Source organism: Streptomyces sp. NPDC007875 (assembly GCF_042868035.1).
GTDB classification, from domain to species: domain Bacteria; phylum Actinomycetota; class Actinomycetes; order Streptomycetales; family Streptomycetaceae; genus Streptomyces; species Streptomyces antimycoticus.
The window spans coordinates 17374-43249 of sequence record NZ_JBIADZ010000009.1 but is presented as its reverse complement, the minus strand read 5'-3'; the positions used below and the strand labels follow the sequence as shown (position 1 = coordinate 43249).

Genomic DNA, 25876 nt, shown 5'->3' with positions numbered 1-25876 from the left:
AGGAACGCCGTGCCCACACACCCCACCGAACCCACCCCACATCCCCCCACCGAACCGGATCCCCTTCCCCCCACCGAACCGGCCCCCTGGACGCACCGACCCCTGGACGTGGGCCTCGTGGGCGCCGGTCCCTGGGCCAGGGCGATGCACGCCCGCATGCTCGCCACCGGCCCCGAAACCCGGCTCACCGCGGTCTGGGCCCGCCGCCCCGAGGCCGCCCGGCTGACCGCCGCCCCCTACGCGGCGCACGTCGCCGCCGATTTCGAGGAACTCCTCGACCACTGCGAGGCCGTGGCGTTCGCCGTCCCGCCCGGCGTCCAGGCCGAACTGGCCCCCCTGGCCGCCAAGCGCGGCAGGGCCCTTCTGCTGGAGAAGCCCCTCGGCCCCGACCTGGCCGCCGCACGGCGGCTCGCGGACGCCGTCGCCGAAGCCGGCGTCGTCTCCCAACTGGTCCTGACCAAGCGCTACCACCCCGCGACCCGCGCCTTCCTCGCCGCCGCCCGCGCCCGCGACATCGCCGGGGCCCGCTCCTGCTACCTCCACGGCGCCTTTCTCGGCGGCGACTTCGCCACGAGCTGGCGCCTGGAACACGGCGCCCTGCTGGACCTCGGACCCCACCTCCTCGACCTCCTGGACGCCGCCGTCGGCCCCATCACCGACATCCGCGCCACCGGCGACTCCCGCCGCTGGATCGAGCTCACCTGTGAACACGAGAACGGCACCGTCAGCCAGGCGTCCCTGTCCGGCGCCGTCAACGTGCCGCGCGCGCTCACCCGTATCGAACTCTTCGGCGCCGAAGCCCCCTTGGTCTACGACACCGCCGAGATCGACCACGAGGAGTGCTGGCCGATCCTCCGACGTGACTTCGCCACCGCCGTACGCACCCACACCCCAACCGAACTCGACGCCCACCGCGGCCTGTACCTGCAGGCCCTCATCAACCGGGCCACGGAGCACTGAACCCGGCGGGCGCGGCGCGGATGTCCGCCCCCACACTCACTCCGCCGCGCCGACCGGACCCACGAAGGTCCCGGGGTGGGTGGCGCCCGACTGGTCCAGCAGCGCGCCGCCGTACGGCCAGTCCAGTACGAGGTTCCGCCGCTCGTTCGGCGGGGTGATGACCACCTGGCTCGGCTCGAACTTACGGTCGTCGTTCTGGGTCGACGCCAGGAGGGTGATGTCGAAGCCGACCCGCTCGCCCTCGCTGAGCCGGACGGGCTTCGGCTTCGCGTTGGTGCGCCGCAGGTCCCAGGTGTCGCCGTGGGCGGTCTGGAGCTGGACGCCGGGGAAGCCGACCATGGTGCAGTCGGCGGTGCCGGTGTTCTTCAGCACGACCCGGGCGGTCTGCTGTCCGTCGTAGTCCATGTCCGGGCCGCCCTCGAAGTTCGACCACGCGGCGTCGAGCTGGTCGCTGGTGCAGCGGCTCGCCGACGACGAGCCGTCGGAGGCGCTGCCCGCCTTGGTGTCGACGGCGTCGCCGGAGGCGTCGGAGGAACCCCCGGACGTGGCCTTCGAGGTGGCCGAGGACGAGCTTCCCTTGGCGTCGGAGTCGCCGCCCTGGCAGGCGGTGAGCGAGAGGGCGGCAGCGGCGATCAGCGAGGCGGCGGCGACGGTGCGGGTGAGGCGGAGAGCGGTCTGGCGCGACATGGAATCCCCCCAGGGGTGGTTGATATGCGTCCGGAACGCGATGGGTTTTCCGTGGTGCGTGCCGCGTCCTGGAGGCAACCCTGGTCGCCGCCGCTGACGATCGGCTAACCGATGGCTAACACGTCGCCGGCGCCCCCGAGGGCGGACGGCCGCGTTCGGTGTCCGTGGCTACTCCTCGCGCTCGGCCCACTCGCTGCTGCCCAGCGGGTAGTCGTAGCCGGGGCGGCCGGCGGCGGCGCTGGTGCGGAACGGGGAGCCGTTGTTGTCGAGGTGCACGGTGCCGTGGCGGTCGCCGCTGGACCAGTCCAGGGCGAGGTCCCAGCGGACATCATGCGCCTTGGTGTGGGCGGTGACGTAGAAGACCTCCGGGTCGGACTCGCTGACCTTGTACGGGAAGTCGCCCTGGCCGTTCTTGACGGTGGCAGTGGGGCTGCCGTTGTCGAGGTCGACGTCGAACGACTTGGTCTCGACGCCGCCGCCGCAGCCGACGCCCATCGAGTAGTCGTTCCAGGCGAGCGGGGCGCCCTTGGCGACGACGCGTACGTGCAGCGCCTCCAGGACGACGGTGTCCTTCCCGGTGCCCTGCACGGTGAGGGCGACGCGCTGCTCCCCCGAGGAGACCGCGCCGTACGCGGCGGCCCAGCGGGGCGCGTCCGGCTCGGCGGCGGGCGGGCCGACCTGCTCGGGCTCGCTGTCGACGAGGAAGTGCTGGCTGCACGGGCTGTCGTAGACGTAGGGGCGGGTGGCGATGTTGACCGGTGGTGCGCCGCCGGAGAGCTCGGCGGCGCCCCCGCGGTTGTGGGCGGCGGGCTCCGACGCCGGGGCGGAGGGGCTGCCGGTCTTCGCGCTCCGGGACGGGGAAGGGGAGGCCGACGCGGACGGCCGCTTGTCGTTGGCTCGGCCGGTGGCGGTGCCGGGGCCGGTGGTCGGTGTGGCTGCCCCCGCCCCCGCGGCCTTCTCGTCACCGCCGTCGCCTCCGGAGGACGGCAGATTCACGGCGAACGCGACGGCTCCCAGCACCGCGGCCGCGGCGACGGATGCGACGAGCGCGGTGCGGCGCCGCCGGGACCGCACGGGAGCGGATGGGACGGTGCCGCCGACAACCGGTTCATCCGTTCCACCGGGTTCGCGGAGCTGACCGCCCTCGGACGCCGCCCTCGTTCCACCCGCCACCTCGGGTCGCCCACCACCGGAATCGGCAGGGCCCGTCGCCGCCTGGGGCAGTCCGCGGCCCTCGGCGCCGGGCGCCGAGTCATCAGGCGTCGGCGCACCCTCTGCCTCGCCGGCCGCGGCGTCGGCCCCGGCACCCGCACCGCGCGCCGCCCCGTCCGGCTCCGGTCCCTTACGCGCCCGCGCCGCATGCGCCAGAATCCACCGCCGGTGCAGCTCGACCAGTTCCTCGGGGGTCGCCCGGCACACCCGCGCGACCCGCTCGACCGACGCGTAATCGCCCGGCACCACCGTGCCGTTGCAGTAGCGGTGCAGCGTGGACGTGCTCATGTGCAGCCGCTTGGCGAGCGTCCCGTAGCTCAGCCCCGAGCGCTCCTTGAGCCCCCGCAGCTGCTCCGCGAACGCCTCCGCGTCCCCGGCGGCCCCACTCGCTCCCGTGGCCCCTGTCGTCCCTGACACCGTTGCTCCCCTTCCCCTGTGGCCCGGCGCGTCCCATTCCCGCGTCCCAGGTCCCTTACGTTCCCCCTGGTCAAAGCCCGTTTCTGCGTTCCAGCGTCTCCGACTGCCCGGCTTGAGTGGCAGCTGGGACGGACCGCCCCACAAGCTCCGGTCATCCAAGCACCACACCCACCGCAGCACCGAAAGGGCTCACCCACATGTCCAGCATCCGCGCCTCCCGCACCCGCCTCCTGACCGCCGCCGCGACCGTCGCGATCGCCGCCTTCTCCTTGACGGCGTGCAACGAGGGAGAGGGCGTCCGCAATGAGGGCTCGTCGTCAGGCGCCTCCTCGACCGCCTCCGCCTCCGCCTCGTCCTCCCAGGAGGACGCGAAGACGGGCACCGCCGGTTCGAAGTCGACCGCGGACGGGCCCGCGGCGTCGGGGAACGGCGCGTCCGGCACGAGTGGGAAGAAGGGCGTCACCTGCCAGGGCTCCAACACCAAGACGGTCGCGGCTCCCTTGAACCGCCCCGTGAACCACATGCTGCTCACGGTCACCAACACCGGCAGCAGCATCTGCTACCTCTACGGCTACCCGGTCGTCCGCTTCGGCGAGGCCCAGTCGGTTCCGCCGGTCATCGAGGACTCGAAGCCGCAGGCCGTCGTCACCCTCGCCCCGGGCGAGTCCGGCTACTCCTCCGTGAACCTGTCGGCCGCCGACGGCAGCGGTACGAACGGCCACACCGAGAAGTCCCTGGCCGTCTACTTCCAGGGCCGCACCGCCGACGAGGACGTCCCCTCGGCCGCCCACCCGTCGCTGCCCGCCAAGGGCGCCTACATCGACGACTCCCTCAAGGTCACGTACTGGCAGCAGTCGATGGACGACGCCATCAGCTGGTAACGCCACCGCCGGCAGGGCGTTCAAGGCTCACTCGCGGCTCGCACCACGGAAGACGGCCCTGAACGGCGTGGTTCAGGGCCGTCCGAGTTCGCCATGCCGAAGGTCCTGGAGCGACCCTCCGCCTCACCGGTCGGGCGGGAAACCAAGCGGTCGAATGGCCGACACCGATGAATTCGAGGACCGAGCGAGGTCTGCACATAGACACAGCAGGCCACACACTTGATCAGGGAGGGGACCATGAGCCCCAACGCACTACCGCCCGTCGTCGACGCCGACACCTGGCGGCGTCAGCTCGAAGCGCTGCGTGTTCGGGAGAAGGCCGCGACCCGGGAGCTCGACGCGATCGCCGCCGAGCGCCGCCGCCTGCCGATGGTCGAGATGCCCGACTACACCCTCGAGGGCGAGGACGGACCGGTCCGGCTGGCGGACCTCTTCGACGGAAAGAGGCAGCTGATCGTCTACAGCCATATGTGGTTCCCGGGCGAGGAGTGGCAGTGCTCGGGCTGCACGGGGTTCACCTCGCAGTACACCCGGCTGGCTTTCCTGGACAACTACGATGCTCGGTTCGTCATCGTCACGCAGGGCCCGATCGACGAAGCACTCGCCTACAAGCGGCGGGTCGGGAACAAGATGGCCTGGTATTCCACGGCGAACAGCCCGTTCGGTGCCGACGTCGGCGCACCGCCCGGCGGAGGATTCGCCGTCAACGTGTTCCTGCGCGATGGCGACACCGTCTATCGCACCTGGCACACCAACGGCCGTGGCACCGAGCAGCTCAGTCACTCCTTCGCGCTGATCGACCTGTTGCCGTACGGGCGGCAGGAGGAATGGCAGGACTCCCCCGACGGCTGGCCACAGTCGCCCACCTACAGCGGCTGGGCCGGCTCCGAGGACATCGCCGCGCTCTACGGCCGGGAGGCGTGAGGGTCCGCCTCCGGGCGGACCCGCGCGCTGCGGTCCTGTCAGTCCGGAAGCGCCGGGGCGCCACCGCGTCCCGGAGCAGGTCGGCGACGGCATCGGACAGGCCGTGGTCGCGGGCGAAGCAGGCGACTCGGAAGGCACCGTCCACCTCGAACCGGTTCGGACCGTGTCCCTCGTCGGTCAGGCCGAATGCCGTGCAGCACCGTGGCGAGAAAAAGCGCCTCCCCCTGGATGTCGCCGTCCCCCAGCAGGGAGTCGGTCGGCACAGCCATATGTCCAGCCCGTCGAGATACCGCCGTACCTTCGCCGGCTGAAACACCGCGGGACGGCGTCGTGATGCTCCTTCGTCGATTCATCGCCTGGTTCGCCATTGCCCCTCCTCACCTTGCACAGTGTTCGACGAACCTCTTACGGTCACCAGTGTTCGGTTTACATTGAACACCTGACTGTTCCCCCGGGTCCACGGCGAGAGGAATGCGGACAGAGAGATGAATGAGAGCGGCATGCCCCGGGGGTACGCGGCGGTCGTGGGGAAGATCCCCGCCCCTGGGCTCGTGCTCGGCGGCGTATGCGGAATCCAGTTCGGCGCCGCCTTCGCGCCTCGGCTGTACCCGCAGGTGGGTGCCGCGGGCATGGTGTTCCTCCGGTTGCTGATCGCGGGTGTCCTTCTGTGCCTGTGGTGGCGCCCGCGGCGGCAGGCGCCGAACTCGGTGAAGGGTGCCTGGGGGACGGTGATCGGCGCCGGGGCCCTGCTGGCGGGGCACCATCTCGCGTTCTACGAGGCGGTGAAGCACATCCCCCCTGGGGGCCGTGGCCACGATCGAATTCCTCGGCCCGTTCGTCATCGCTCTGGCCGGATCACGACGGTGGGTGGACTTGCTGCCCGCGTGCCTGGCGGCCGGCGGTGTTCTCCTGCTGAGTGGGGGTGGCGTCCCGCTCGACCCGGGCGGCCTCGCCCTGGCCGCGGTGGCGGCGTGCTGCTGGGCCGGCTACATCCTCGTCTCCTCCCGCATGGCGCGACGCCTCAGCGGCGGCCATGGCCTGGCCCTGGCGGTGCTGTGGGCCGCATTGCTGAGCGCTCCGTACGGCGTCGCCCATGCCGGGAGCGCACTCCTGGACCCGCGTGTGCTGTGGGTGGTGGCGGTGGCATCCAGCGTGCTGCCGTACTCGCTCAACCTGGAGGCACTGCGCCGGATTCCGCCTCGGATGTTCGGCGTGCTGACGAGCCTGGAACCGGCCGCCGACGCCCTGTTCGGACTCCTCATCCTCGGACAGCGGCTGGCCTGGCCGCAGTGGCTCGGCATCGCCGCGGTGGCCTTCGCCTCCATCGCCGCCACGTTCCTGGGAGCCGGGGAGCGACCGAAGTCACGAGAACGCGCGAAGGGCGAACCGGCACCTGGCGGACGCCCTTCGCGGGCCGAGAGGGACGACATCACCGTCCCGGTCGAGTAACGCCCCGCCGAGGAGGCCGGGGAACGTGCTCTCTCAGGGAGACGAGTCCGGTCGCGTCGTCGGCGGACTGCCGACGGGGACGCGTCGGCCATACTCACACCCCTCGCGGAAGTCATTCCTAGGAGTGACGGAGGAGGGTGTACGAGTTCCTACTGTTACCTGGATGAACAGAGATTCCGGTAGGTGGCCTGGGTGGGGTACTGATGCCGGGCTCGTCGCGCTGACGTTGTTGCCGCCGCTGCTGGCGCAGTATTACGCGGACACGTCGAGGGCTGCGTGGTCGTCGCTGATCGGCTGTGAAGTGGTGACCCTGGCGGTCCTGGTGCTGCGACGACGGCTGCCGGTCACGGCATTCGTGGTGAGCCTCGGCGCGCTCGTGGTGGCGCTGGTGGGGAGTGCGGCCGAGGACGCCAAGTTGACCCCGCTGGTCTTCCTGCCGCTCGCGGTGCTGATCTACAACTTGGGTACTCGCTGCACGAGCTGGGTGCGTACGGTGCTGGCCATGTGTGGTGGTGGCCTGATGGCCCTGGTCGGCTTGTGGGTGAACCGGACGACGGCCAGCGCCGGTGAGTTCCGGGGCGGCGCCGATGTCCTCGCCATGCTGGCTCCGATGCCGCTGGCGTGGACGGTGGGTTTCGCCGCACGGACCCGGCATGCGCTGCTCGTCGCGGCCGAGCGGCGGGCGGCCGACGCGGACCGCGCGCAGCGCCTGCGGGCGGCGCAGGCCGCACAGCGGGAGCGGGCGCGGATCGCCCGCGAGATGCATGACGTTGTCGCGCACTCGCTCACCCTGCTCGTCGTGCACGCGGAAACCCTGCGCGCACGCGGTGATGAACTGCCCGGCTGGGCCCGCACACAGGTCGACGGACTCGCCGCGGCGGGTCGGCAGACCGGCGGTGAGCTGCGTGATCTGCTGCGGATACTGCGTGATCCCACGGACGCGGCCCCGTTGCAGCCGATGCCCGGGCTCGACGGGCTGGATGCGTTGCTGGACAGCCACCGGGCCGCGGGAGGAACGGTCGAGGTGCGCATCAGGACCGAGTGGGAGTCGTTGCCGAGTCCGGTGCAGTTGGCGGGTTATCGGATCGTGCAGGAATCACTGGCCAACGCCCGCCGCCACGCGCCCGGGGCACCGGTCCGGCTCACCGTCGACGGCGCCGCCGGGCAGCTGCGGTTCGAGGTGGTGAACAGCCGCGGAGCGCGGCGCGGCACCGTGGGCGCCGGGGTCGGGCTCGGCCTGGTCAGCATGCGGGAACGAGTGGACGCGCTGGGTGGCGAGCTCACCGCCGGAGCGACCGACGACGGCGGCTTCCGTGTCCTGGCCGCGATACCGCTGGAGACCGCCGATGCCTGAGCGGATCAGCGTGCTCGTGGTGGACGACGAGCCGATCATCCGCGCCGGTCTGGGCGCGATCCTGGAGAGTCAGGCCGATCTCACCGTGGCCGGCACCGCGGATGACGGTGAGGAGGCCGTCGACATGTGTGCGCGGCTGAGGCCGGACGTATTGTTGCTGGACATCCGCATGCCCCGTCGGGACGGGCTGTGGGCCCTGGCCGAACTGGGCCGTCGGGGGCTCCTGGGGCCGGGCCGGAGCCAGGTGCTCATGCTGACGACCTTCGACCTCGACGAGTACGTGGATGACGCGCTTGCCGCCGGGGCGGCGGGGTTCTTGCTGAAGAACAGTGCGTACGAGGAGCTCACCGGGGCGGTGCGGGCGGCCGCGGCCGGGCACAGCGCGCTGAGCCCGGCGGTGACCCGCCGGATCATCGAGGGGCACCTGACCACTCGGCGCCGGCCGGACGACCGTGAGCTGGCCCGGCTGGCGGACCTCACCGAGCGGGAGCGCGAGGTGCTGCGGCTCGTCGGGCACGGGCTGAGCAACGCCGAGATCGCGGACCGGCTCGTGGTCAGCCTGCACACGGTGAAGACGCATGTCAGCCGCATGCTCGCGAAGACCGGCTGCCAGAGCCGGGCACAGGCGGCGGTGCTGGCCAGGAACACACTGTCCTGACCGTCCGCGGCGGACGGGGCGGGGCCCCGCGCCCCTCCGCGTCATTCCTCCGAGTGACCCAGGGCCCGTGAAGGGCCCACCATCGAGCGATGTACCGGGCGCCCGTTCCCGGCTGAATGGTTCCTGTGCGGCGGAGCCCGCCGTGGACGCTCGGTATCGAGCGGAACCCACGGGCTGAGGAACCCACGGGTTTTCGACGCACAAAGCAACTGCTCACCGCCGAAGGGAACTGTCATGCCCTCACCCACGTCACCTCGCCGCCGGATCCTGCGTGGGGCTCTGACAGTGGCCTTGGCAACCAGTCTGAGCACGGCCCTTGTGGCCTGCTCGGACACGGACACGGACACGATGAAGACGTCGACCGGGCAGGGTGCGTCGCTCGACGCCCGGCTGGCCCCTCTCGCGCAGAAGGCGGCTGACACAGGTTCCCTGGGAGTGATCGTCCGAGTCGACCGGGGCACGGGGAAACCTCTTGCGATCGCGCGTCAGGCCTCGTGGACCGAGGCCGATCACCGCCTCTCGGCGAACGACCAGTTCAGGGTGGCGTCCAACACCAAGACGGTCACCGCCACCCTCGTCCTCCAACAGGTGGCCCAGCACACGATCCGACTGGCCGACCCGGTGGAGAAGTGGCTGCCGGGACTGGTCCCCCACGGGCGGGACATCACCGTGAAGATGCTCCTCAACCACACCAGCGGGCTGGGCGACTATCTGCTGACCCCGCAATTCCTGCCCACCCTGACCGGTCAGGAGAAGCGCACCTGGACGGCCGAGGAACTCCTCGCGATCACCCCACAGCAGGACCCCCCGGCCGCCCCCGGCGAGAAGTACTCCTACAGCAACGCCAACTACGCTGCCCTCGGGCTGATCCTCGAGAAGGCAACCGGGAAGAGCCTGGCCGACCTGTTCGAGCAGAAGATCATCAAGCCGCTGGGGATGAAGGACACATTCCTGTCCACGAACGCGGACTTCAGCGCCGGGAAGACACACGCCACCGGCTACGAGCCGGACGCCCAACGCCTCCGCCGCATCCTTCCTCCCGAGCTGCACGTGCCCAAGGGCACGGCGTTCGCGGGCCCGAAGCGCCCGCACGGCAACACCGACACCACCGCTGTCGACTCGAGCTGGTCCTGGGCGGCGGGGGGCCTGGTCTCCACCGCGGCGGACTGGCAGCGGTTCCAGACCGCGTTGATGTCCGGCAAGCTTCTGCCGGGGGCCCAGATGAAGCAGATGCTCACGGCCGTTCCCGCTCCCGAGGAGGGCGGCGGCTACGGACTGGGGCTGATGGAGGTGAACACTCCCTGTGGCACCGTCTGGGGTCACACCGGCGGTCAGCCCGGCTACTCCAGTGAGATTTACACGGACAAGAGCGGACGCCGAAGTGCCGCGGTCCTGACCGTCACCAACTTCGGCATCAAGGAACCGAAGGCCGCCGCCGCCAACAAGGCTCTGGTCAACACCGCGGTCTGCACCATGCTGGGCAAGCCTCTTCCCACCGAGAGCGCCACCCCTCCCCGGTGACCCGCCCGCCCGCCGGCCAACGGCCACACCAACCTTCACCGACGACGCTGAAGACGGGAAGGCCACCATGACACGCGATTCCGACGAAAGACTCCCTGCCGCAGACCTGGGCATGCCCGAGGCCACGGGGAGCCGAAGGATGGACTGGGCGGCACTGCCTCGCGAGGTGACGGCCCGGATCGAGCAGTTGCTCGGCGGCCCGGTGGCCCACGCGATCAGCCAGCCGGGCGGGTTTTCCGAGGGCCTGGCCGCACGCGTGCGCCTGGGGAACGGCAAGCGTGCGTTCATCAAGGCAGCAAGCTCACTGATGGCACCGGCGGAGGCGGACTTCCACCGCCGTGAGATCGCAGTGTCCGAGCGGCTTCCCAGGGAAGTGCCGGCGCCGCGGTTGCTCGACGCCTACGACGACGGCACCTGGGTCGTGCTGGCCTTCGAAGAGATCCCGGGACATCTGCCCGCCCAGCCCTGGCAGCGGGAGGAACCCCACAGAGTGCTCGCGGCAGTCACCGAGATGGCGGAGGTCCTGACGCCATCGCCCGTGGATCAGGCAATCCTGGCCAAGCCGCGCCTGGGAGGGTGGCCGACGATGGCGGACGATACCGCGGTCAGAGGCAAGGTCGAGGAACTGTCGCCGTGGGCGGCCCATCATGTCGACCCACTCATCGCCCTGGAAGAGAACGCTTCGCTGGACGGCACCACCCTCCTGCACGGAGACCTGTACCCGTTCAACATCATGCTGACCGCGGACCGTGTCTTCGTCGTCGACTGGCCGCACGCCTGGATCGGCCCCCGTCACGGTGATGCGGTCACACTGATGTCGAGCGCGTCCCTCAGTGGCGTGGACCCGCAGCCGATCGCCGAGAACCACCCACTGACCCGCGATCTCGACCCCGTCCGGATCAACGAAGTGCTCGCCTTGCACTCCGGATTTCTCCTGCGGACCGCTGCCGCGGCCGGTCCTGACGCCGATCCCCATATCGTGGCCATGATGACCGCGTTGGGTCTCGGCTCCCTGCGCTGGCTGCGAAAGCGGCTCTGAAACTCCCGCCCCGGGTCAGGGCGAGGGCCTTGAGGATATGGGCCACGGACCGTACGTTCCCGTGGCCGTTGAGCGCGGGCAGGTCGGCGCGTCGCCAGGCCGGTGTGTTCGCGGCTTGGGCATTGGGCAGCGGCCCGACGACGGTCTTGGACCTCGGGCCTCAGGGTCCAAAGCCGCCGCGCCGAAGGGGAGTGGGGGGCGGCGGGGTGATCGGTGCGATGCGGCTCCAGTCCGCCTCGCCCGCCCCGATCTGGAAGTCGACGCCGAGTGGTCCGGCGATCTCGTCGGCGACGAATGAAGAGAGAGGGCATCGGACTAATGCGCTCCTAGCCGGAATAATTGATCCCGCCGAGGGTCGAGGTGGCACCGATGAAGTCGAGCAGGTCCTGATTGACGTCATCCGCGTGGGTCATGAAGAGACCGTGTCCCGCCCGGGGGTACTCCCTGTAGATGTTGTCCGGCACCAGCTTCGCCATCCGTCGGCCGCAGAGTCCGATGGGAGCGGAGGCATCGGCGTCACCGTGGATGATCAAGGCTGGCACCCGGAGCGCGGCGGCCTCCTCGCGCAGATCGGTCCGGAACCCTGTCCTGATCACCTCGACAGCCGCCTTGGCCGAGCAGTCAAGGCATCTCCGCACCATCCACTCCACGAGCTCGGTGGAGATCGTGTTGCCCAGATGCGTCGCGAAGAACGCCTGCGCGTTCTGGGCCATCCACCGCGGGCGGTCCTTGGACCGCTCCGCCATCAGGGCGTCGAAGGCGCCCTGGTCGATCCCGCCCTGGTTGTCCGGCGCCCAGGCCATCAACGGCGCGGTGACCGACATCAGCACCACCCGGCTCACCCGGTCGTAGCCGTGCCGCGTCAGGTAGCGGATCACCTCCCCACCGCCCATCGAGTGCGCCACCAGGGTCACCTCGCGGAGGTCGAGGCGATCGAGCAGCGCCGCGAGATCATCGGCGAGCGTGTCGTAGTCGAATCCGTGGCCGACCCAGTCCGAGCGGCCGTGCCCCCGCTTGTCGAAGGCGATACAGCGCAGGCCCGCCTCGGACAGCGGGAGCATCTGGAACTCCCATGAGCTGCTGCTGAGCCAGGCCCCGGTGACGAACACCACCGGCCTGCCCTGGCCCCAGTCGGTGTAGAACAGGCTCGTTCCGTCGGAACCCTCGAAGTACGGCATGGTGGGCGAATCCTTCCTGGGCGATGAGGTGTCGCCGCGTTGCGGCAACTCTCGTCCAGCCGACTCCCGTCCGTCGATTACGCCGGAGGTAATGAGCGGCGCGAGCACACCCGGCGTCCCTGTGCGCAAGGCACCACCGTCTTCACCCACGTTCTTCCGCCGCCGGGCGGGCCACACGGCGGGCTTTCGCGGCTCCTAAATAAATCCGCGCAGGCGTCGAATAATCCGGCCCGCATTGCCTACCGCTCGCAGCAGTTCAGCAATGCGATGGCCTCGGTCACCACCGGATTCGCAGCGGCCTTTTCGACGAGTACCCATGTCGCGATGGCGAGTTCATCGCCGACATCGGGGGAGCCGACGGCAGCGTTCTGGTCGAACTCCTCAAGAAGCTGCCCGACCGTCGGGGAATCAAATTCGAATTCGACCTCCCGCCGGTGATACCGGCGGCGTGGTCCACCATGACCGCCCAGGGGCTCGACGGCCGGGTCGAGGTCGTCGGTGGTGACTTCTTCGACAGCCTGCCGGTCGCGGACATCTACGTACTCGGCTACATCCTTCACGACCGGGACGACGACGCCGCCATTCGCCTGCTCCGGTCAACGGCCAAGGCGGGTGGCCCGGGAGCGCGAGTGCTGATCGTCGAGACACTCCGCGACGGTCAGCGGAGACCGCCGCATTCCGCCGCACCGCGGGTGTGCACCCCTGCCAAGGGCCGGAAGGCTGTCCCACTCGACGCCTCCCGACCGATGGATGTGCCGTGGGCGCTGCTCGGTGTGGCAGGTCAGGACAGGATCTCGATGTACCCGTCGGTTCCGTGCACGCGGATCCGCTGCCCGTCCCGGATCAGCCGGGTGGCCCGCTCCACGCCCACGACGGCCGGCAAGCCGTACTCCCGGGCGATCACCGCGCCATGGGTCATCAGGCCGCCCACCTCCGTCACCAGGCCCGCGATTCCGACGAACAGCGGCGACCAGCTGGGGTCCGTGAAGGCCGTGACCAGGATGTCGCCCGCCTCGAGGTCGGCCTCCGCCATGTCAAGGATGACGCGGGCTCGTCCCTCGATGGTCCCGGCGGAAACCGGCAGGCCGATCAGGGCGCCGGCCGGCGCGTCGTCGCGCCGGTACGCCCCGGTGACGGCCTCACCATCCGAGGTGAGCACCCGGGGCGGGGTGAGCGCGTGGTACGACCGGAACGCGTCCTTGCGCCGCTGGATGAGCCGGCCATCCACCTGGTGCGAGCGCGCAACGTCGTGCAGTTCCTGGAACGTGAGGTAGAAGATGTCCTCCTGCTCAGGAAGCACACCTGCCCGCACGAGGCGCTCGGCCTCCGCCAGCAGGGCCCGCTTGTAGACGAAGTAGCGGCTGATGATGCCGTACTTCGGGTACTCCCGGTACCCGATGAAGGTTCTGACCCGGTCGATCATCCGCTTGGTCTCGTCGGCTTTCCGGTCCCCGTCCGGCAGGGCCCGCAAGCGTGACAGCACCTCCTGTTCCTTCTTCCGCGCCTTCTGCCGCCCTTGCTCGAAGTGCCGCTCGGCGGCGCCCGGCTCGAAGTTCCTGACGTTGTCGAGGATCACGGGCACGAGCGTGGCGGGGCGCTCGCGCCAACGTGGCCTCGTGATGTCGATCTCGCCGACGCAGCGCATGCCGTACCGGTCGAGGTAGGACTCGATGGCGTCGCGCGCTTCGGCCCCGCCCACGAGCTTCGCCAGCTCGTCCAGGAAGGCGTTGTCCTCGCTGTACTCGACGCCCCGCAGGAACGCCACCACCTCCGGATGCGGGCGGATCACATCCGCGACATCGAGCAGCGCCAGCCCCATCTCCGATGTGACGTTGCCGGGGGCGGACAGCGTGAGCGTGTCAGCCGCGTTCTTCTCGCCCAGCCACTCCTGCAACTTGTCATTGAGCCACCACGTGGCCTCCATCCCCGCCATGATCGCCTGCATGCTCAGCGGATCGGTGAGGACGCGCTTGTGCTCCTCGAAGGTCTCCAGCAGGAAGTCGAACAGCGCCGGTCCGGTCTTCGTCCGGATGTCGCGCTCCAGGGCGGCGACGGACGTCCGGCTGCGCTCGATCAGCTCGGTGACGATGGCCGGATCGGTCTCGATCGGGGCGGACGCGCCGCGGGCCGGCGGCCCGCCGGGGCCCGCGTCCGGGAGCGACGGGATGAAATCGTCGCGGTCGAGGACGGTCTCCAGAGCGTCCCTGATCAGCGGATCGCCTCTCCCTACGACGTCCAGGAGGGCGGCGCGGCTCGCGGGCGAGGCCAGGCGCCGGGTGGCGTCGACGAACAGCCTCCCGCCGGCCTCGTGCATCGGCGCCATGGCCGTCAGCTGCCACACGGAGATCCCCAGGGGCTTCATGGGGTCGGTCATCATCTGCTGATGGCCCACGGAGAGGTAGACGTGGTTCTCCTGGTCGCCGGTCTCGGGGATGGGGAACAGTGTCGTGATCGGCCGGCTCTGAACGATCTGGAAGTCATCGTCGACCAGGCACCATTCGATGTCCTGCGGGCGGCCGAAGTGTGCTTCGATCCGCCGCCCGAGCCGCACGAGCCGCAGGACCTGCGCGTCCGTCAGCGCCGGCTGTTCCTGCCGCCGCGAGTCGATCGCCACTTCCCGCGTACCGCCGGCCGGCAGGGCGTGAACGGCACGCTGTTTGGCGGCGATCGTCCTGGCGACGATTTCTCCGTGTCGCACCGTGAAGACGTCCGGGTTCACCAGGCCGGAGACCAGGGCCTCGCCGAGCCCGAAGCCGGCGTCCACGGTGGCGACCTTCCGGTTGCCCGTGACGGGGTCGGCCGTGAACAGGATGCCGGCCGCATGCGGGAAGACCATCCGCTGCACGACCACGGCCATGTGGACCGTACGGTGGTCGATGCCGCTGCGGCGGCGGTAGGTCACGGCCCGCTCGGTGAACAGCGAGGCCCAGCACCGGCTGATGTGCTGGAAGATCGCCGTCGGCCCCACGACGTTCAGATACGTGTCCTGCTGGCCGGCGAAGGAGGCCGTCGGCAGGTCCTCCGCCGTCGCGCTGGATCGGACGGCGTAGGCGGCTTGCTCGCCGTGCCGGGTGAGCGCGCGGATGATCGCCGCAGCGAGATCGCCCGGGATGGCAATCCCTTCGATGGTCCGACGAATCCGCGCGCTGAGCGTGCGGATCGCCTCCCGGTCGTCCGGGTTCACGCGCGACAACTGATCGAGGTGATCGTCGATCGACGGTGCTTCCGCCATGATCCGCCGGAAGGCGTCCGTCGTCACGCAAAAGCCACCCGGCACCCAGACGCCCTCGATCCGCGACAGCCCGCCCAGATGCGCGCCCTTGCCGCCGACGACCGCGACCTGCGTCTCGGCAACCTCTCGAAGATCCAACACGTACCGCTCACTCATCGCGAGACCTCCGAGGCAGCCGTGCTCCGCTGCACCGCGGGCCGGTCCCACCACTGGTTCGACGTCATCGCGTCCCCCATCCGTCGACAACAACACACGTACGTCGTGCCCCCATTTCCGCAGGTTGTGGCATCGGCCGACGATTCTGCGCCGTGACCCGGGGCTTGCGGCAAGCCCCCCGGCGCGCTATACGTTGAAAGTGGCAAGGAGAGTCAGTTCTCCTTGCCTTTGCCTTTGCCGTCCATGGGAACCGACCAGCTTCTCTGCGAAGCGGTGGCTGCTCGCTCGGCATCAGGCGCCGATGCGCGCGGTGGCGCTGAGCCTGCTCGGTTACGGCCCCGACGCCGACGACGCGGTGCAGGATGCCGCGCTGACCGCACTGCGGCGCATCGGCGACGCGCGGGATCGGGCGGCCGTGGGGGCGTGGTTGAGGGCGGTCGTACGCCACGCCGCCCGCACGCGTCTGCGGGCCACCCGGGAAATGCCCGGACCGGACGGCCTTGACCATCTGCACCTGCACGTGCCCGGCCGCGAACTGCCGCATCCCGAGCAGGCCATCGAGCTGCACGCGATGCGTGACTGGATCTGGGGCGCGGTGGAGCAACTGCCCCCGGAGCTACGGCTGGTGCTGATGTTGCGGCACTTCCCCGGCATCACCTCCTACCAGGAGACCGCCGCCGCGTGCGAGGTACCGGTGGGCACCGTGCGCGGTCGGCTCAACCAGGCCAGGGGGGTCAAGCGGTCAGCACCGGGTGCGCCTACGACAACCACTTCGTCTCCGTCATCACGATCAAGGACCGAAAGATCACGCACTGGCGCGACTGTCTCGACCCCGCCGCCGTGTTCGACGCCATCGGCCGGCCGGCTCACCCCGAGTGAACGTCGGAAGGTGCGGCGCTGTCCGCCGCGGGCGGCGCCGCATGGCGCAGCCGCGCCGGATCGGCCAGGGTCAGGGCCGTCGGCGCGTCCAGCCGCCGGCCGGTCTCGTACGCCTCGGCGAAGCGCTCGTCGCCGAGCGCGGCGCGGCCGCGGCCGGTCAGTGTGCGGACCTGCGGATCGGTACGGTCGTGGGCGCCCCGCAGGCGGGCCGCCGCGCCGAGCAGAACGGCCATGTCGAGGTGGCGCCCGTACAGCGCGGCGAGGCCGGCCACGGTCACCGCCACCGTCGCCACGATCGGCATGTCCTTGCTGTCGACCGCCGCCGCGTACGCCCGGCCCAAGGCCTCCTCGGCGCCCGGCCCGTCGCCGAGTTCGAGACAGAGCGCGCCCCGCGCCGCGCCGACCAGTACCTGCCCGTGGCCGCCACCCAGCGGGAACTGCGCGGACAGCCCGGCCTCGGCCGACGCGACCAGCTCACGTGCCCGGTCCAGGTCACCGATCCGCACCCACAGACCGGCCTCCCGCGCGTCGAGGAGAATCGCCATCTCGGGCGACGCCGAGCGCAGCGCACGCTCCCGGGTCGCGGCGATCATCTCGGTCGCCCGCGCGGCCTCGTCGAGCCGCACCTGCAGATCGATCCATCGCAGGTCGATGAAGATCTCGTCGCTGAGGCTGAGCGACCCGAACTCGCGGGCCAGCCGTTTGGCCTCGGTCAGGTCGGCCAGCGCGCCGTCCAGGTCGCCGTCGTACTGCCGCAGCAGCGCGCGCAGCGGCAGCGCCCTGGCCAGGCCCCAGCGGTCGCCCGCCCGGGCGAAGCACTCCAGGGCGGCGGTCACATCGCCGCGGACCGGATCGAGGCGGCCCGCGGCCTCGGCGGACTCGGCCCGGAACATGCGGGCCAGCCCGGCCAGCCACACGTCCGGTCCGTCGACCAGCCGCTGGATGATCGTCGGCGACGCTCCGATCTCCTCCAGGGAGGCCAGCCCGGCCGCGGTCAGCGCGCCGCCGAAGCCGCCGAAGCCGCCGGAGTCCGCCGACTCCGGCTGGCTCAACAGCCGGTCCGTGAGCGCCCGTAGCTCCTCGCGCCGTTCCTTGATCGAGTCGATGGCCGGCGCGCTCGGGGTGGCGATGGTGTTGAGCAGCAGCATCCCCTCGGCGATGTCACGCGCCACGCTCGGCCGCTCGGTCGGCAACGCGACCGCCTCGCCGAGCCAGAAGACCGCGTCGGAGTGGCGGCCGAGCATCTGCCAGTACCAGATCAGGTTCACCGCGAGCCCGATCGCGCGGTCGGCGCCACCGGTGTCGCTGGTATCGCCGGTATCGCCGGTATCGCCGGTATCGCCGGTATCGCCGGTATCGCCGGTATCGCAGAGGTGGCGCAGGGCGGCGAGCACGTTGTCGTACTCAGCGCGCAGCACATGGAGCGCGTCCAGCTGCCCGGGGCCGCGCAGCAGCGGGTCGTGGCGGGCGACCAGCTCGGCGAAGTGGCGGGCCGCCAGGTCCCGCACACCGGTCAGGGTGTCCCGCTCGGCCAGGCTCTCCAGGCCGTACTCGCGGATCGTCTCCAGCATCCGGTACCGGCCGGTGTCCGGCGCGAGTTGCAGCAACGACCGGTCGACCAGGCCCGCGAGCAGCTCGCGGATCTCGCCGGGCGGCACCGCGGTACCGGCACAGACCGCGGTGGCCGAGGCCGGCGTGACGCCGCCGGGCAGGACCGCGATCCGTTCCGCGACCGTACGCGCGTCCGCGTCGAGCAGGTCCCAGCTCCACGCGATGACCGCCCGCAGCGTGCGGTGGCGCGGGAAGGCGGTCCGGTTGCCGGTGGTGAGCAGGCGGAACCGGTCGGACAGCCCGGCGGCCAGATCGGCCAGCGCGAGCGTACGCAATCGGGCAGCGGCCAGTTCGAGCGCGAGCGGCATGCCGTCCAGGCCGCGGACGATGCGCAGCACCTCGCCGAGGTTGTGCGCGTCGATGTCGAACCCGGGCCGCACGGCCGCCGCCCGCTCGGTGAACAGGCGCACCGACGCCGTACGGCGGGCCTGCCCCACCTCCGCGTCGGCCTCGGGCAGGGTGAGCGGGCCGAGCGGAACCAGCCCCTCGCCGTCGATCGCCAGCGGCTCCCGGCTGGTGGCCAGCACCCGCAGCCCGGCGCAGCGGGCCAGCAGCGCCGATATCAGGTGCGCCACGGCGTCGATCAGGTGCTCGCAGTTGTCGACCAGCAGCAGGCTCTCCCGGCCGGTGAGCTGGTCGACGAGTACGCCCAACTCGTCGCCCTCGACCCGCATCCGGGCCTCGAACATCGCGCCGCCGCGCAGCCCGATCGCGGCCAGCAGCGCCGCGCCCACCTTGGCCGGCTCGGTGACCGAGGCGAGGTCGATCATCCAGGTGCCGTCGCGGTACGCGTGGCGCTGTCGGCGGGCGGCCTCGACGGCGAGGCGCGTCTTCCCGGCGCCGCCGGGACCGAGCACGGTGACCAGGCGCCCGGCGGCGAGCAGCGTGTCGATCCGGGCGAGGTCGGCGTCGCGACCGATGAAACTGGTCAGCGGCGCGGGCAGGTTGGCCAGACCGGTCGGCGCGGCGTCGGCGGCCGGGGCGGGCCGCTCGGCGCGCAGCAGGCGCAGATGGCGCTGGTGCAGGGCGGCGCCCGGGTCGGTGCCGAGGACGTCGGCCAGGGTTACGCGAATCCGCTCGTACAGGGCCAGGGCCTCGGCCTGGCGGCCCTGGGCGGCGAGCGCGTCCATGAGCAGCGCGGCCGCCCGCTCGTGGACGGGGTGCTCGGCGAGCAGGGCGGTCAGGCGGGCGGCGGCCTCGTCGGCCCGGCCCAGGGACAGCTCGGCGTCGGCGAGGTCGGCGACGGCCTCGACCGACGCGTGGGCCAGTCGGATCGCGGCGGCGGGCGCGACCGCGGCGATGACCATGGGCTCGGCTCCGGGACGGTCGTCCCATAGCGCCACGGCCTCGCCGAGCACGGCCGCCGCGGCACGCGGGTCGCCTGCGCGCAGGCGGGCACGGCCGTCGGCGGCGAGTTGCTCGAACCGCAGCGCGTCCACGTCGGCCGCGTCCACGTCCAGCCGGTAGCCGCCCGCGATCTGTGCGACGGCGGCGGCCGAGCCGAGGGTCCGGCGCAGCCGCGAGACGAGGGTCTGCAGGGCGTGGCCGGGCCCGGCCGGAAGGTCCTCGGCCCAGATCGCGTCGACCAGCACGCCCTGCTCGACCACGCGCCCACCGGCGAGCGCCAGGCGTACGACCAGAGCCCGCGACCGGACACCCGGAACGGGCAGGGCGACGTGACCGCGAGACACCCGAAAGGCGCCGAGCAGCGTCACGCGAAGCGCACTCCCGTCCATCCCCCGATCTTCGCGCACCCGCCCTCGGACCCCCACATCAGGGCCGTGCCGACATCAGGGCAGCGCCTGACGTCCGCCGTCCACGCCCGTACGCCACGTGCCCCCATGCCAGCGCCGTGTGTGCCCCGTGTGAGCGGCCCGCGTCAGTCTTCCCGTGCCTGAAGACCACAGGCTTCGGAAGGGGAGTTGTCGTGCATGACGTAGTGATCGTGGGCGCCGGCCCGGTCGGTCTGTTCCTCGCCTGCGAACTCGGCCTCGCGGGCTGCTCGGTCCTGGTGCTCGAACGGGAGCCGGAGCCCGGCTCCCCGTGGCGGGCGGAGCCGCTCGGGATGCGGGGCCTGTCCGCCGCGTCGGTCGAGGCGTTCCACCGCCGCGGGATGCTGCACCCGCTGCTGACGGCCTCGGGCGTCCACGACGATCCCGGCGCGCACCCCGACGCCGATGAGCCGTCATCCCCGCGCACCGCGGGCCACTTCGCCGGGATGATGCTCGATCCGGCCAAGGTCGACGTCGCCGCCCTGCCGTTCCGGCTTCCCAGCCCCGCACCGGAGGGCATGCTGACACACCTCGAAGCGGTCGAGGCGGTGCTGTCGGAGCGGGCATCCAAGCTCGGTGTGGACATCAGGCGCGGCGTCACGGTCTCAGCCATCGCCCAGGACGAGGAGAGCGCGGTCGCGCAAGCGGGCGAGCAGGAGTACCCGGCGCGCTGGCTCGTCGGCTGCGATGGTGGACGCAGCGTGGTGCGCGGGCTCGCGGGCTTCGCGTTCGTCGGCACCGAGCCGCAGTTCACCGGCTATACCCTGCACGCCACCATCGCCGATCCCGAGAAGCTGCGCCCCGGGTTCCACCTGACGCCGACGGGCATGTACATCCGGATGCCCGCGGAAGGGCACATCGGCATGATGGACTTCGACGGCGGCGTGTTCGACCGCTCGCAGCCGCCGACTCGCGACCATCTCCAGACGGTTCTGCGCCGCGTGTCCGGCACCGACGTGACACTGAGCGCCATCCATCTCGCCTCGACGTTCACCGATCGGGCGATGCAGACGACGACCTACCGGGCGGGACGCGTCCTGCTCGCGGGCGACGCCGCTCATATCCATTCCCCCCTTGGCGGGCAGGGACTCAACACCGGCATCGGCGACGCCATGAACCTGGGATGGAAGCTCGCGGCCACCGTGCACGGGCACGCGCCGGACGGGCTTCTCGACACCTACACCCGCGAGCGCCATCCGATCGGCGCGGCGGTGCTCGACTGGTCGCGCGCCCAGGTGGCGGCCATGCGGCCGGACGCGCATGGCCAGGCGATCCAAGCGGTGGTCCGCGACCTGATCGGGACCCGTGACGGAACGACCTATGTGTTCCAGAAGGTGTCGGGATCGTCGATCCGCTACGACCTCGGCAGCGAGCATCCACTGGTCGGCCGCAACGCCCCGGACCTTCGCCTTCAGGACGGCACGCGCCTCGGCGACCTGATGCGGGACGGACAAGGCATCGTGCTCGATTTCAGCGTCGACCGACGCCTGCACGGTGCAGCGATGGGCTGGGAGAGCCGGATGCGGTACGCGGCCGGGCCGGCGAGAAACGACCTCGGAGCAGGCGCCGTGCTCGTCCGGCCGGACGGCGTCGTCGTCTGGGCAGGTGATCGCCACCCCGACCGTGAGGCGTTCGAGCGGGCCGCGGGCCAATGGTTCGGCAGTCCGGCGGCTTGATGCAGCCATCCCCGTTCCCTGCTCGCCGCGCCGTCGAAGATGGCGGGCGCGGGTCACGGGGAGACGGTGGCGGCAGGCGGGGTCCACCGGTGGGTGCGGGGCACCGTGCCGGGGATGCCGTAGTCCTTCTTGAGCTGTTCGGGGATGGCGTAGTGCATGACGCGTCCGCGGGTGAGGGAGGACAGTTCGAGGATGGTGGTGAGGTGGCCGAGGCGGTCCAGCGCCCAGGCCCCGAGCGGGGAGCGGTCCTCGATGGTCTCCAGTACGCCGAGGAGGTGGGGCACGGCCTTGACGACCGTGTCCCAGGGGGTGCGTGACACCTGGAGCCAGTCGGCGCAGGTGTCGCCGACGAGGTGGCGGATGAGTGCGGAGACGATCGGGTCGAAGAAGGTCCCGGGCACGACCTCCTCGTAGAGGTCGATGAGCTGCCGGGTCAGGTGCGCGCCCTCCTCGGTCGGCCCCATGTGCCGGACCATGTACAGGTCGAGGAACCGGCGGGCGTCGTCGAGGGTCGTGGGGACGGCGTCCTGGTCGACGCCGAGCATGGCGCCGACCACGCGCCAGGCGTAGTAGTACGCCTCCGCGCCCTCCGTCGACATATGGATGCCGAGGCGGTGCAGGCTGTCCAGGACCAGGAGGGAGAAGAACATCTGCCCGCCGATCATGTCCTCCTGGCAGATCGGCGTCCCGAGCGCGTAGGTGTCCCAGCGGTTCTCCCGCCTCAGGTGGTGGCGGATGGAGGCGTGCAGCAGGCGGACCTTCTGGGCGGCGGGGATGAAGCGGCTGCCGGCCTCGAAGGCACCGGGCTGCATCAGGTAGACGGTGAACTGGCCGGTCTCCGCCATCCGTTTGGAGGGGTACTTCAGCCCGTGGGTGGCCGACAGCAGCTTCGCCACCTGCGGGACGAGGTAGCACGCGGGCATGGAGGCGAAGGACAGGGCGGTGGAGATGTGCACATTGTTGTCGATGAAGAACAGCCGGGCCTTCTCCATCTCCCCCCAGTCCACCCAGGCCGGCGGGGCGCTGGTGGCCCGAAGGTACTCCCGGGCGACATCGGGCAGCCCGTCCGGCAAGGGAGCGCCCACGGTGGAGACATAGCGCATCAGGGTGTTGAACGTGCCCACTTCCCCGCGCTCGAAGAGGGCGGCGACGGTGGCGTCGGCGAGTTCGTCACCGGCCTGCCGCAGGGCGTCCATCGATGCCTCGGTGTAGGTCATGACAGGACTCCTTGTCGTTGACGGGCCGTCCACGACAGGCGGGGGCGGCGACCGGGACGGCGCGTACTCCCGCCTGTGCGGGGGTCAGGACAGGCGGACCGCCGCCGAACGCGCCAGCGCGGTCAGGGCAGCGGCGGCGTGCGGGGGTGTGTCCAGCTCGTGCAGGGCGTCGAGGGCCTCCTCGACCCGCGCGGAGATCATGGCCTCGATACGGTCCGGGGCCTTCAGCCGGCACATCACCTCGCGGACCGTGTCCAGCCCGGCCGCGTCCAGATCGCGTCGGCCCAGGAGGACGCTGAGCTGCTCACGTTCGCCGTCACCGGCGATGCGCCAGGTCTCCGCCAGCAGGGCCGTGGGCCGGTGGCCGCGCACATCGTCGGCGTTGGCCTTGCCGGTGCGTTCCGGGTCTCCGAACAGGCCGAGCAGGTCGTCCCGGAGCTGGAACGCCTCGCCCAGCGGCAGCCCGTACGCGGAGTAGCCCTCGCGCAGCCGCCGGCCGGCCCCGGCCAGGGCTCCGCCGATCAGCAGGGGCTGCTCGACGGTGTACTTGGCGGTCTTGTACCGGATCACCTTGAGCGACGCCGTGGTGTCCGGATCGGCCCCGGTCCGCAGGATCTCCAGGCACTCCCCCGCGATCAGCTCCCGGGCCAGCACCGACCACAGCGGGCGGGCTCGTGCCAGGTACGCGGCGGGCAGACCGCTGGTGGCGAACATCTGCCCGGCCAGCGACATCAGCAGATCGCCCACCAGCATCGCCAGCGACCTGGCGGCGGCGACGGCGCGCGGGCGACGGCGTACGGCAGCGCGCAGGGCGATATGCGCCGTGGGCCGGCCGTGCCGCAGCGGACTGTCGTCGATGAGATCGTCATGCACCACCGCGGCCGCATGCACCAGCTCCATCGAGGCCGCCGCCCGCACGAGCGCATCGCTGTCCGGCTGCCCCACCGCGCGCCAGCCCCAGTAGCAGAACGCCGCCCGCAGCCGCTTGCCGTCCGCGACCGCCGCCTCCAATTGCCCGGCCACCGGGCCCAGGGCCGGGTCGATGGCCGACAGTTGCTCGGCCTCCTGGGCGACGAAGCGGTGCAGCACCTCGTCGACGCGGGTCTTGAACGCGGCCGGCCCCCATCGGTCAGACCTCCGCCGGTCAGACATCGCCGGTGGCCCGCCGGGCCAGGGCGTGCCGGGCGAGAATCTCCAGGTGGGCCGGGGGGACGGCCGCGGTGCGCCGGTCCAGCACCAGGCGCCCGCGTGCCATCAGATCGTGCTCCGCCTCCGCCGCCAGTTCCGCGGCGTCCGAGCGGCGCAGCAGCCCTCGCGCCGTCCCCAGCACCGAACCCAGCGTGCTCACCGCCAGATCGGCCAGCCCGGCCGCCAGCAGCACCGCCCGCTCGTCCAGCCCCCCACGTCGTCCCGCGCCTTGCGCCATCCCATCCCCCCACCCTCAGCCATCCGGGCGGCGCCGGTCACACGCCGTGTCGGCCAGCGTCGCATCGCACCGGGCATATGAAGGGACCAACTCACGATCGAGTGATGGCATCGCTCGTGTGTACGGACCGCTCTTCCCGCGGGGGTCGGGCGATCACGACCCAGCGGACCTCGCCCAGGGTCCTTCTGACGGATCTCCGTGGGCGAAGGAGCGGCATCAGGGGGCACCTCCCAGCGGTAGCTGGGGGAGCGTGCTCCCGGCGTGCCGCGCGGAGGCCCTCGTAGCGGAGCGGATTGGGTTTTCGCGCGGTGCGGCGAGAGGGCGTGCCGGGCGTCGCGACGCCGCGGAGATCCGCCAGAAGGGCCCTAGCCGCGGGGGCTGCTGATCCGTTCCGGCTGGATCACATAGAGCACCCGGACTTGATCGCGGCCGCCGAACCATGGGTAGGGCCCACCGAGGTACTTCTGCGCGAGCGCCTCGATGTGTTCGGCCGCTCCCTCGGTGGTCACCCGCACCACGCGGCCGCGGATCTGGACGTAGGAGGTGGGTTGCGCGGGGTCGGCGACCGCGATGGCCACCCGCGGGTCGCGCGCGATGTTCCGGGTCTTCTGATGCGACTCGACACTGTTGATCAGGACGTGCTCGCCATCGGTGTCGACCCATGTCTGGGTGAGCTGGGGCGAGCCGTCGGGCATCGTGGTGGCGATGTAGCAGGTGCTGGGGCGGCGCAGCAGCGCCAGCACATCCTCGCCGAGGGGTACGGGCACGGGATTCCTCCAGGGGGCGGTTCGGTGGGGTGCTGGGGCCACGGTAACCACGGCACGGAGCCCGGCCCTCCCCATCCCCGGGCTACGGCTCCCACCTGCACCGCATGAGCGGCATCCGCGAGGTGGGTGGGACCCTTCGACGCCATCGGTCGACGCACGCTCGCAGCCCGCCGTCCGCACCGGAAAACCCAGAGGGGCTCCGTACCGTGGCGGGTATCGACGTGACCTTCACCAAGGGCCCCGGCCGCTCGTACTCCGTCGCGGTTCGGCGTGAGTGCGGCCCGGAGCCGGCGCCACGTGGTGGGCCGGGCCACCACCCGTATCTGCCGCACGACCTGGTGCACTTCCTGGTCGAGGCGGAAGCCAGGCTGCGCGGCGGGGTCTACGGCCGGCTGGCCGCGGGCGAGCTCGGCTTCTTCTGGCCCGCCGACCCGGCCGAACGAGGACGCGCCCGGCACCGTGAGAAGTCGCGGAAGCCGACGCCGCGGGCGAGCGCGGACATGGGCCGCTCGGAGGAGCTGGCCGGCGCCTGCCTGATGCTGTGGGAGCTGCGGCGCGGGCAGCGTGCGGCGCTGCCGCCGTGGCTGTGCGGATGGACTCCGGACCCGGTGGCGGAGCGCATCGTGGTGCGGATGGACGAGTACGCCGATCGCTGGCATGCGCTGCCCGACGGCGGCAGCCTCAGCGTCAGTTGGAGCTGCGAGCCGGCGGCGTGGGCGAGAAGTGCCGGCGGTAAGCGGCGCGCACGGCGGGCCGCCGCCCATCGCCGCCGCTGATCGTGGCGCGGGGACCGGACACCGCGCCCGAGTGGCCACGCTCCGGGGGGGCCAGTGGCCGGGGTCGGCCGCAGGGAGCCGACC

20 protein-coding genes and 2 pseudogenes are annotated in these 25876 nt (G+C 71.4%); 13 read left to right on the top strand and 9 right to left on the bottom strand.

Annotated elements, in window-relative coordinates:
- Nucleotides 1-102 precede the first annotated feature (102 nt).
- On the top strand, nt 103-960 hold the full coding sequence (locus ACFYOY_RS19950) for a Gfo/Idh/MocA family protein (protein WP_388588874.1): 858 nt from the start codon (nt 103-105) through the stop codon (nt 958-960).
- 36 nt (nt 961-996) lie between these two features.
- Here ACFYOY_RS19950 and ACFYOY_RS19945 read toward each other — a convergent pair whose 3' ends face one another.
- Both ACFYOY_RS19945 and ACFYOY_RS19940 read right to left on the bottom strand, forming a co-directional pair.
- Complete coding sequence (locus ACFYOY_RS19945; protein ID WP_388588431.1) at nt 997-1647, bottom strand: DUF4232 domain-containing protein; 651 nt, start codon at nt 1645-1647, stop codon at nt 997-999.
- A gap of 168 nt (nt 1648-1815) precedes the next feature.
- Nucleotides 1816-3276: a helix-turn-helix transcriptional regulator gene (locus ACFYOY_RS19940; protein ID WP_351887571.1), complete on the bottom strand. Its 1461-nt coding sequence runs from the start codon at nt 3274-3276 to the stop codon at nt 1816-1818.
- Nucleotides 3277-3473: 197 nt separating this feature from the next.
- On the opposite strand from ACFYOY_RS19940, the gene ACFYOY_RS19935 reads away from it, so the two are divergent.
- The 7 genes from ACFYOY_RS19935 (at nt 3474) to ACFYOY_RS19905 (ending at nt 11102) form a co-directional block, all read left to right on the top strand.
- Nucleotides 3474-4157: a DUF4232 domain-containing protein gene (locus tag ACFYOY_RS19935; RefSeq protein ID WP_388588428.1), complete on the top strand. Its 684-nt coding sequence runs from the start codon at nt 3474-3476 to the stop codon at nt 4155-4157.
- A gap of 237 nt (nt 4158-4394) precedes the next feature.
- A complete protein-coding gene (locus tag ACFYOY_RS19930) occupies nt 4395-5081 on the top strand; it encodes a DUF899 family protein (RefSeq protein ID WP_351887565.1) in 687 nt (228 codons plus the stop codon).
- A gap of 807 nt (nt 5082-5888) precedes the next feature.
- A complete protein-coding gene (locus tag ACFYOY_RS19925; RefSeq protein ID WP_388588426.1) occupies nt 5889-6530 on the top strand; it encodes a DMT family transporter in 642 nt (213 codons plus the stop codon).
- 163 nt (nt 6531-6693) lie between these two features.
- Nucleotides 6694-7884, top strand: a complete 1191-nt coding sequence (locus ACFYOY_RS19920) for a sensor histidine kinase (RefSeq protein ID WP_388588423.1) — start codon at nt 6694-6696, stop codon at nt 7882-7884.
- Nucleotides 7877-8542, top strand: coding sequence for a response regulator transcription factor (locus ACFYOY_RS19915; RefSeq protein WP_351887556.1), 666 nt, complete (start codon nt 7877-7879; stop codon nt 8540-8542). The genes ACFYOY_RS19920 and ACFYOY_RS19915 overlap by 8 nt, the downstream gene beginning before the upstream one ends.
- Nucleotides 8543-8776: 234 nt before the next feature.
- Nucleotides 8777-10063, top strand: coding sequence for a serine hydrolase domain-containing protein (locus ACFYOY_RS19910; RefSeq protein WP_388588420.1), 1287 nt, complete (start codon nt 8777-8779; stop codon nt 10061-10063).
- A gap of 139 nt (nt 10064-10202) precedes the next feature.
- Nucleotides 10203-11102 (top strand): phosphotransferase, encoded by a 900-nt coding sequence (locus ACFYOY_RS19905; protein WP_351887550.1) that lies wholly within the window; start codon nt 10203-10205, stop codon nt 11100-11102.
- 326 nt (nt 11103-11428) lie between these two features.
- Here ACFYOY_RS19905 and ACFYOY_RS19900 read toward each other — a convergent pair whose 3' ends face one another.
- Nucleotides 11429-12280 carry an alpha/beta hydrolase gene (locus ACFYOY_RS19900; RefSeq protein WP_351888022.1) on the bottom strand — a complete coding sequence of 284 codons (852 nt, stop codon included), beginning with the start codon at nt 12278-12280 and terminating at the stop codon, nt 11429-11431.
- A gap of 287 nt (nt 12281-12567) precedes the next feature.
- On the opposite strand from ACFYOY_RS19900, the pseudogene ACFYOY_RS19895 reads away from it, so the two are divergent.
- Nucleotides 12568-12894, top strand: a pseudogene (locus tag ACFYOY_RS19895) (methyltransferase); the annotation flags it as partial.
- Between the two features lie 167 nt (nt 12895-13061).
- Here the strand turns inward: ACFYOY_RS19895 and rph are convergent.
- Nucleotides 13062-15668: a rifamycin-inactivating phosphotransferase gene (rph, locus tag ACFYOY_RS19890; RefSeq protein ID WP_388588417.1), complete on the bottom strand. Its 2607-nt coding sequence runs from the start codon at nt 15666-15668 to the stop codon at nt 13062-13064.
- Between the two features lie 199 nt (nt 15669-15867).
- Here rph and ACFYOY_RS19885 point away from each other — a divergent pair.
- Together ACFYOY_RS19885 and ACFYOY_RS19880 are read left to right on the top strand one after the other, a co-directional pair.
- Nucleotides 15868-16338: pseudogene (locus ACFYOY_RS19885) on the top strand (RNA polymerase sigma factor); the annotation flags it as partial.
- A gap of 11 nt (nt 16339-16349) precedes the next feature.
- Complete coding sequence (locus ACFYOY_RS19880; RefSeq protein ID WP_388588414.1) at nt 16350-16547, top strand: nuclear transport factor 2 family protein; 198 nt, start codon at nt 16350-16352, stop codon at nt 16545-16547.
- Here the strand turns inward: ACFYOY_RS19880 and ACFYOY_RS19875 are convergent.
- A complete protein-coding gene (locus ACFYOY_RS19875; protein WP_388588412.1) occupies nt 16535-19873 on the bottom strand; it encodes a BTAD domain-containing putative transcriptional regulator in 3339 nt (1112 codons plus the stop codon). The two genes, ACFYOY_RS19880 and ACFYOY_RS19875, sit on opposite strands and share 13 nt — an antisense overlap.
- Before the next feature lie 212 nt (nt 19874-20085).
- Between ACFYOY_RS19875 and ACFYOY_RS19870 the strand changes: the two genes are divergently transcribed.
- Nucleotides 20086-21606, top strand: coding sequence for an FAD-dependent oxidoreductase (locus tag ACFYOY_RS19870; RefSeq protein ID WP_351887538.1), 1521 nt, complete (start codon nt 20086-20088; stop codon nt 21604-21606).
- 53 nt (nt 21607-21659) lie between these two features.
- Here the strand turns inward: ACFYOY_RS19870 and ACFYOY_RS19865 are convergent, their stop codons facing one another.
- The 4 genes from ACFYOY_RS19865 to ACFYOY_RS19850 form a co-directional block, all read right to left on the bottom strand.
- Nucleotides 21660-22823: an oxygenase MpaB family protein gene (locus ACFYOY_RS19865; RefSeq protein WP_351887535.1), complete on the bottom strand. Its 1164-nt coding sequence runs from the start codon at nt 22821-22823 to the stop codon at nt 21660-21662.
- 84 nt (nt 22824-22907) lie between these two features.
- A complete protein-coding gene (locus tag ACFYOY_RS19860; RefSeq protein WP_351887532.1) occupies nt 22908-23975 on the bottom strand; it encodes a polyprenyl synthetase family protein in 1068 nt (355 codons plus the stop codon).
- Nucleotides 23968-24249, bottom strand: coding sequence for a polyprenyl synthetase (locus tag ACFYOY_RS19855; protein ID WP_351887529.1), 282 nt, complete (start codon nt 24247-24249; stop codon nt 23968-23970). Before ACFYOY_RS19855 ends, ACFYOY_RS19860 begins: the two co-directional genes overlap by 8 nt.
- A gap of 365 nt (nt 24250-24614) precedes the next feature.
- A complete protein-coding gene (locus tag ACFYOY_RS19850) occupies nt 24615-25016 on the bottom strand; it encodes a PPOX class F420-dependent oxidoreductase (protein ID WP_351887526.1) in 402 nt (133 codons plus the stop codon).
- A gap of 206 nt (nt 25017-25222) precedes the next feature.
- Between ACFYOY_RS19850 and ACFYOY_RS19845 the strand changes: the two genes are divergently transcribed.
- On the top strand, nt 25223-25792 hold the full coding sequence (locus tag ACFYOY_RS19845) for a hypothetical protein (RefSeq protein WP_351887523.1): 570 nt from the start codon (nt 25223-25225) through the stop codon (nt 25790-25792).
- Nucleotides 25793-25876: the final 84 nt, after the last annotated feature.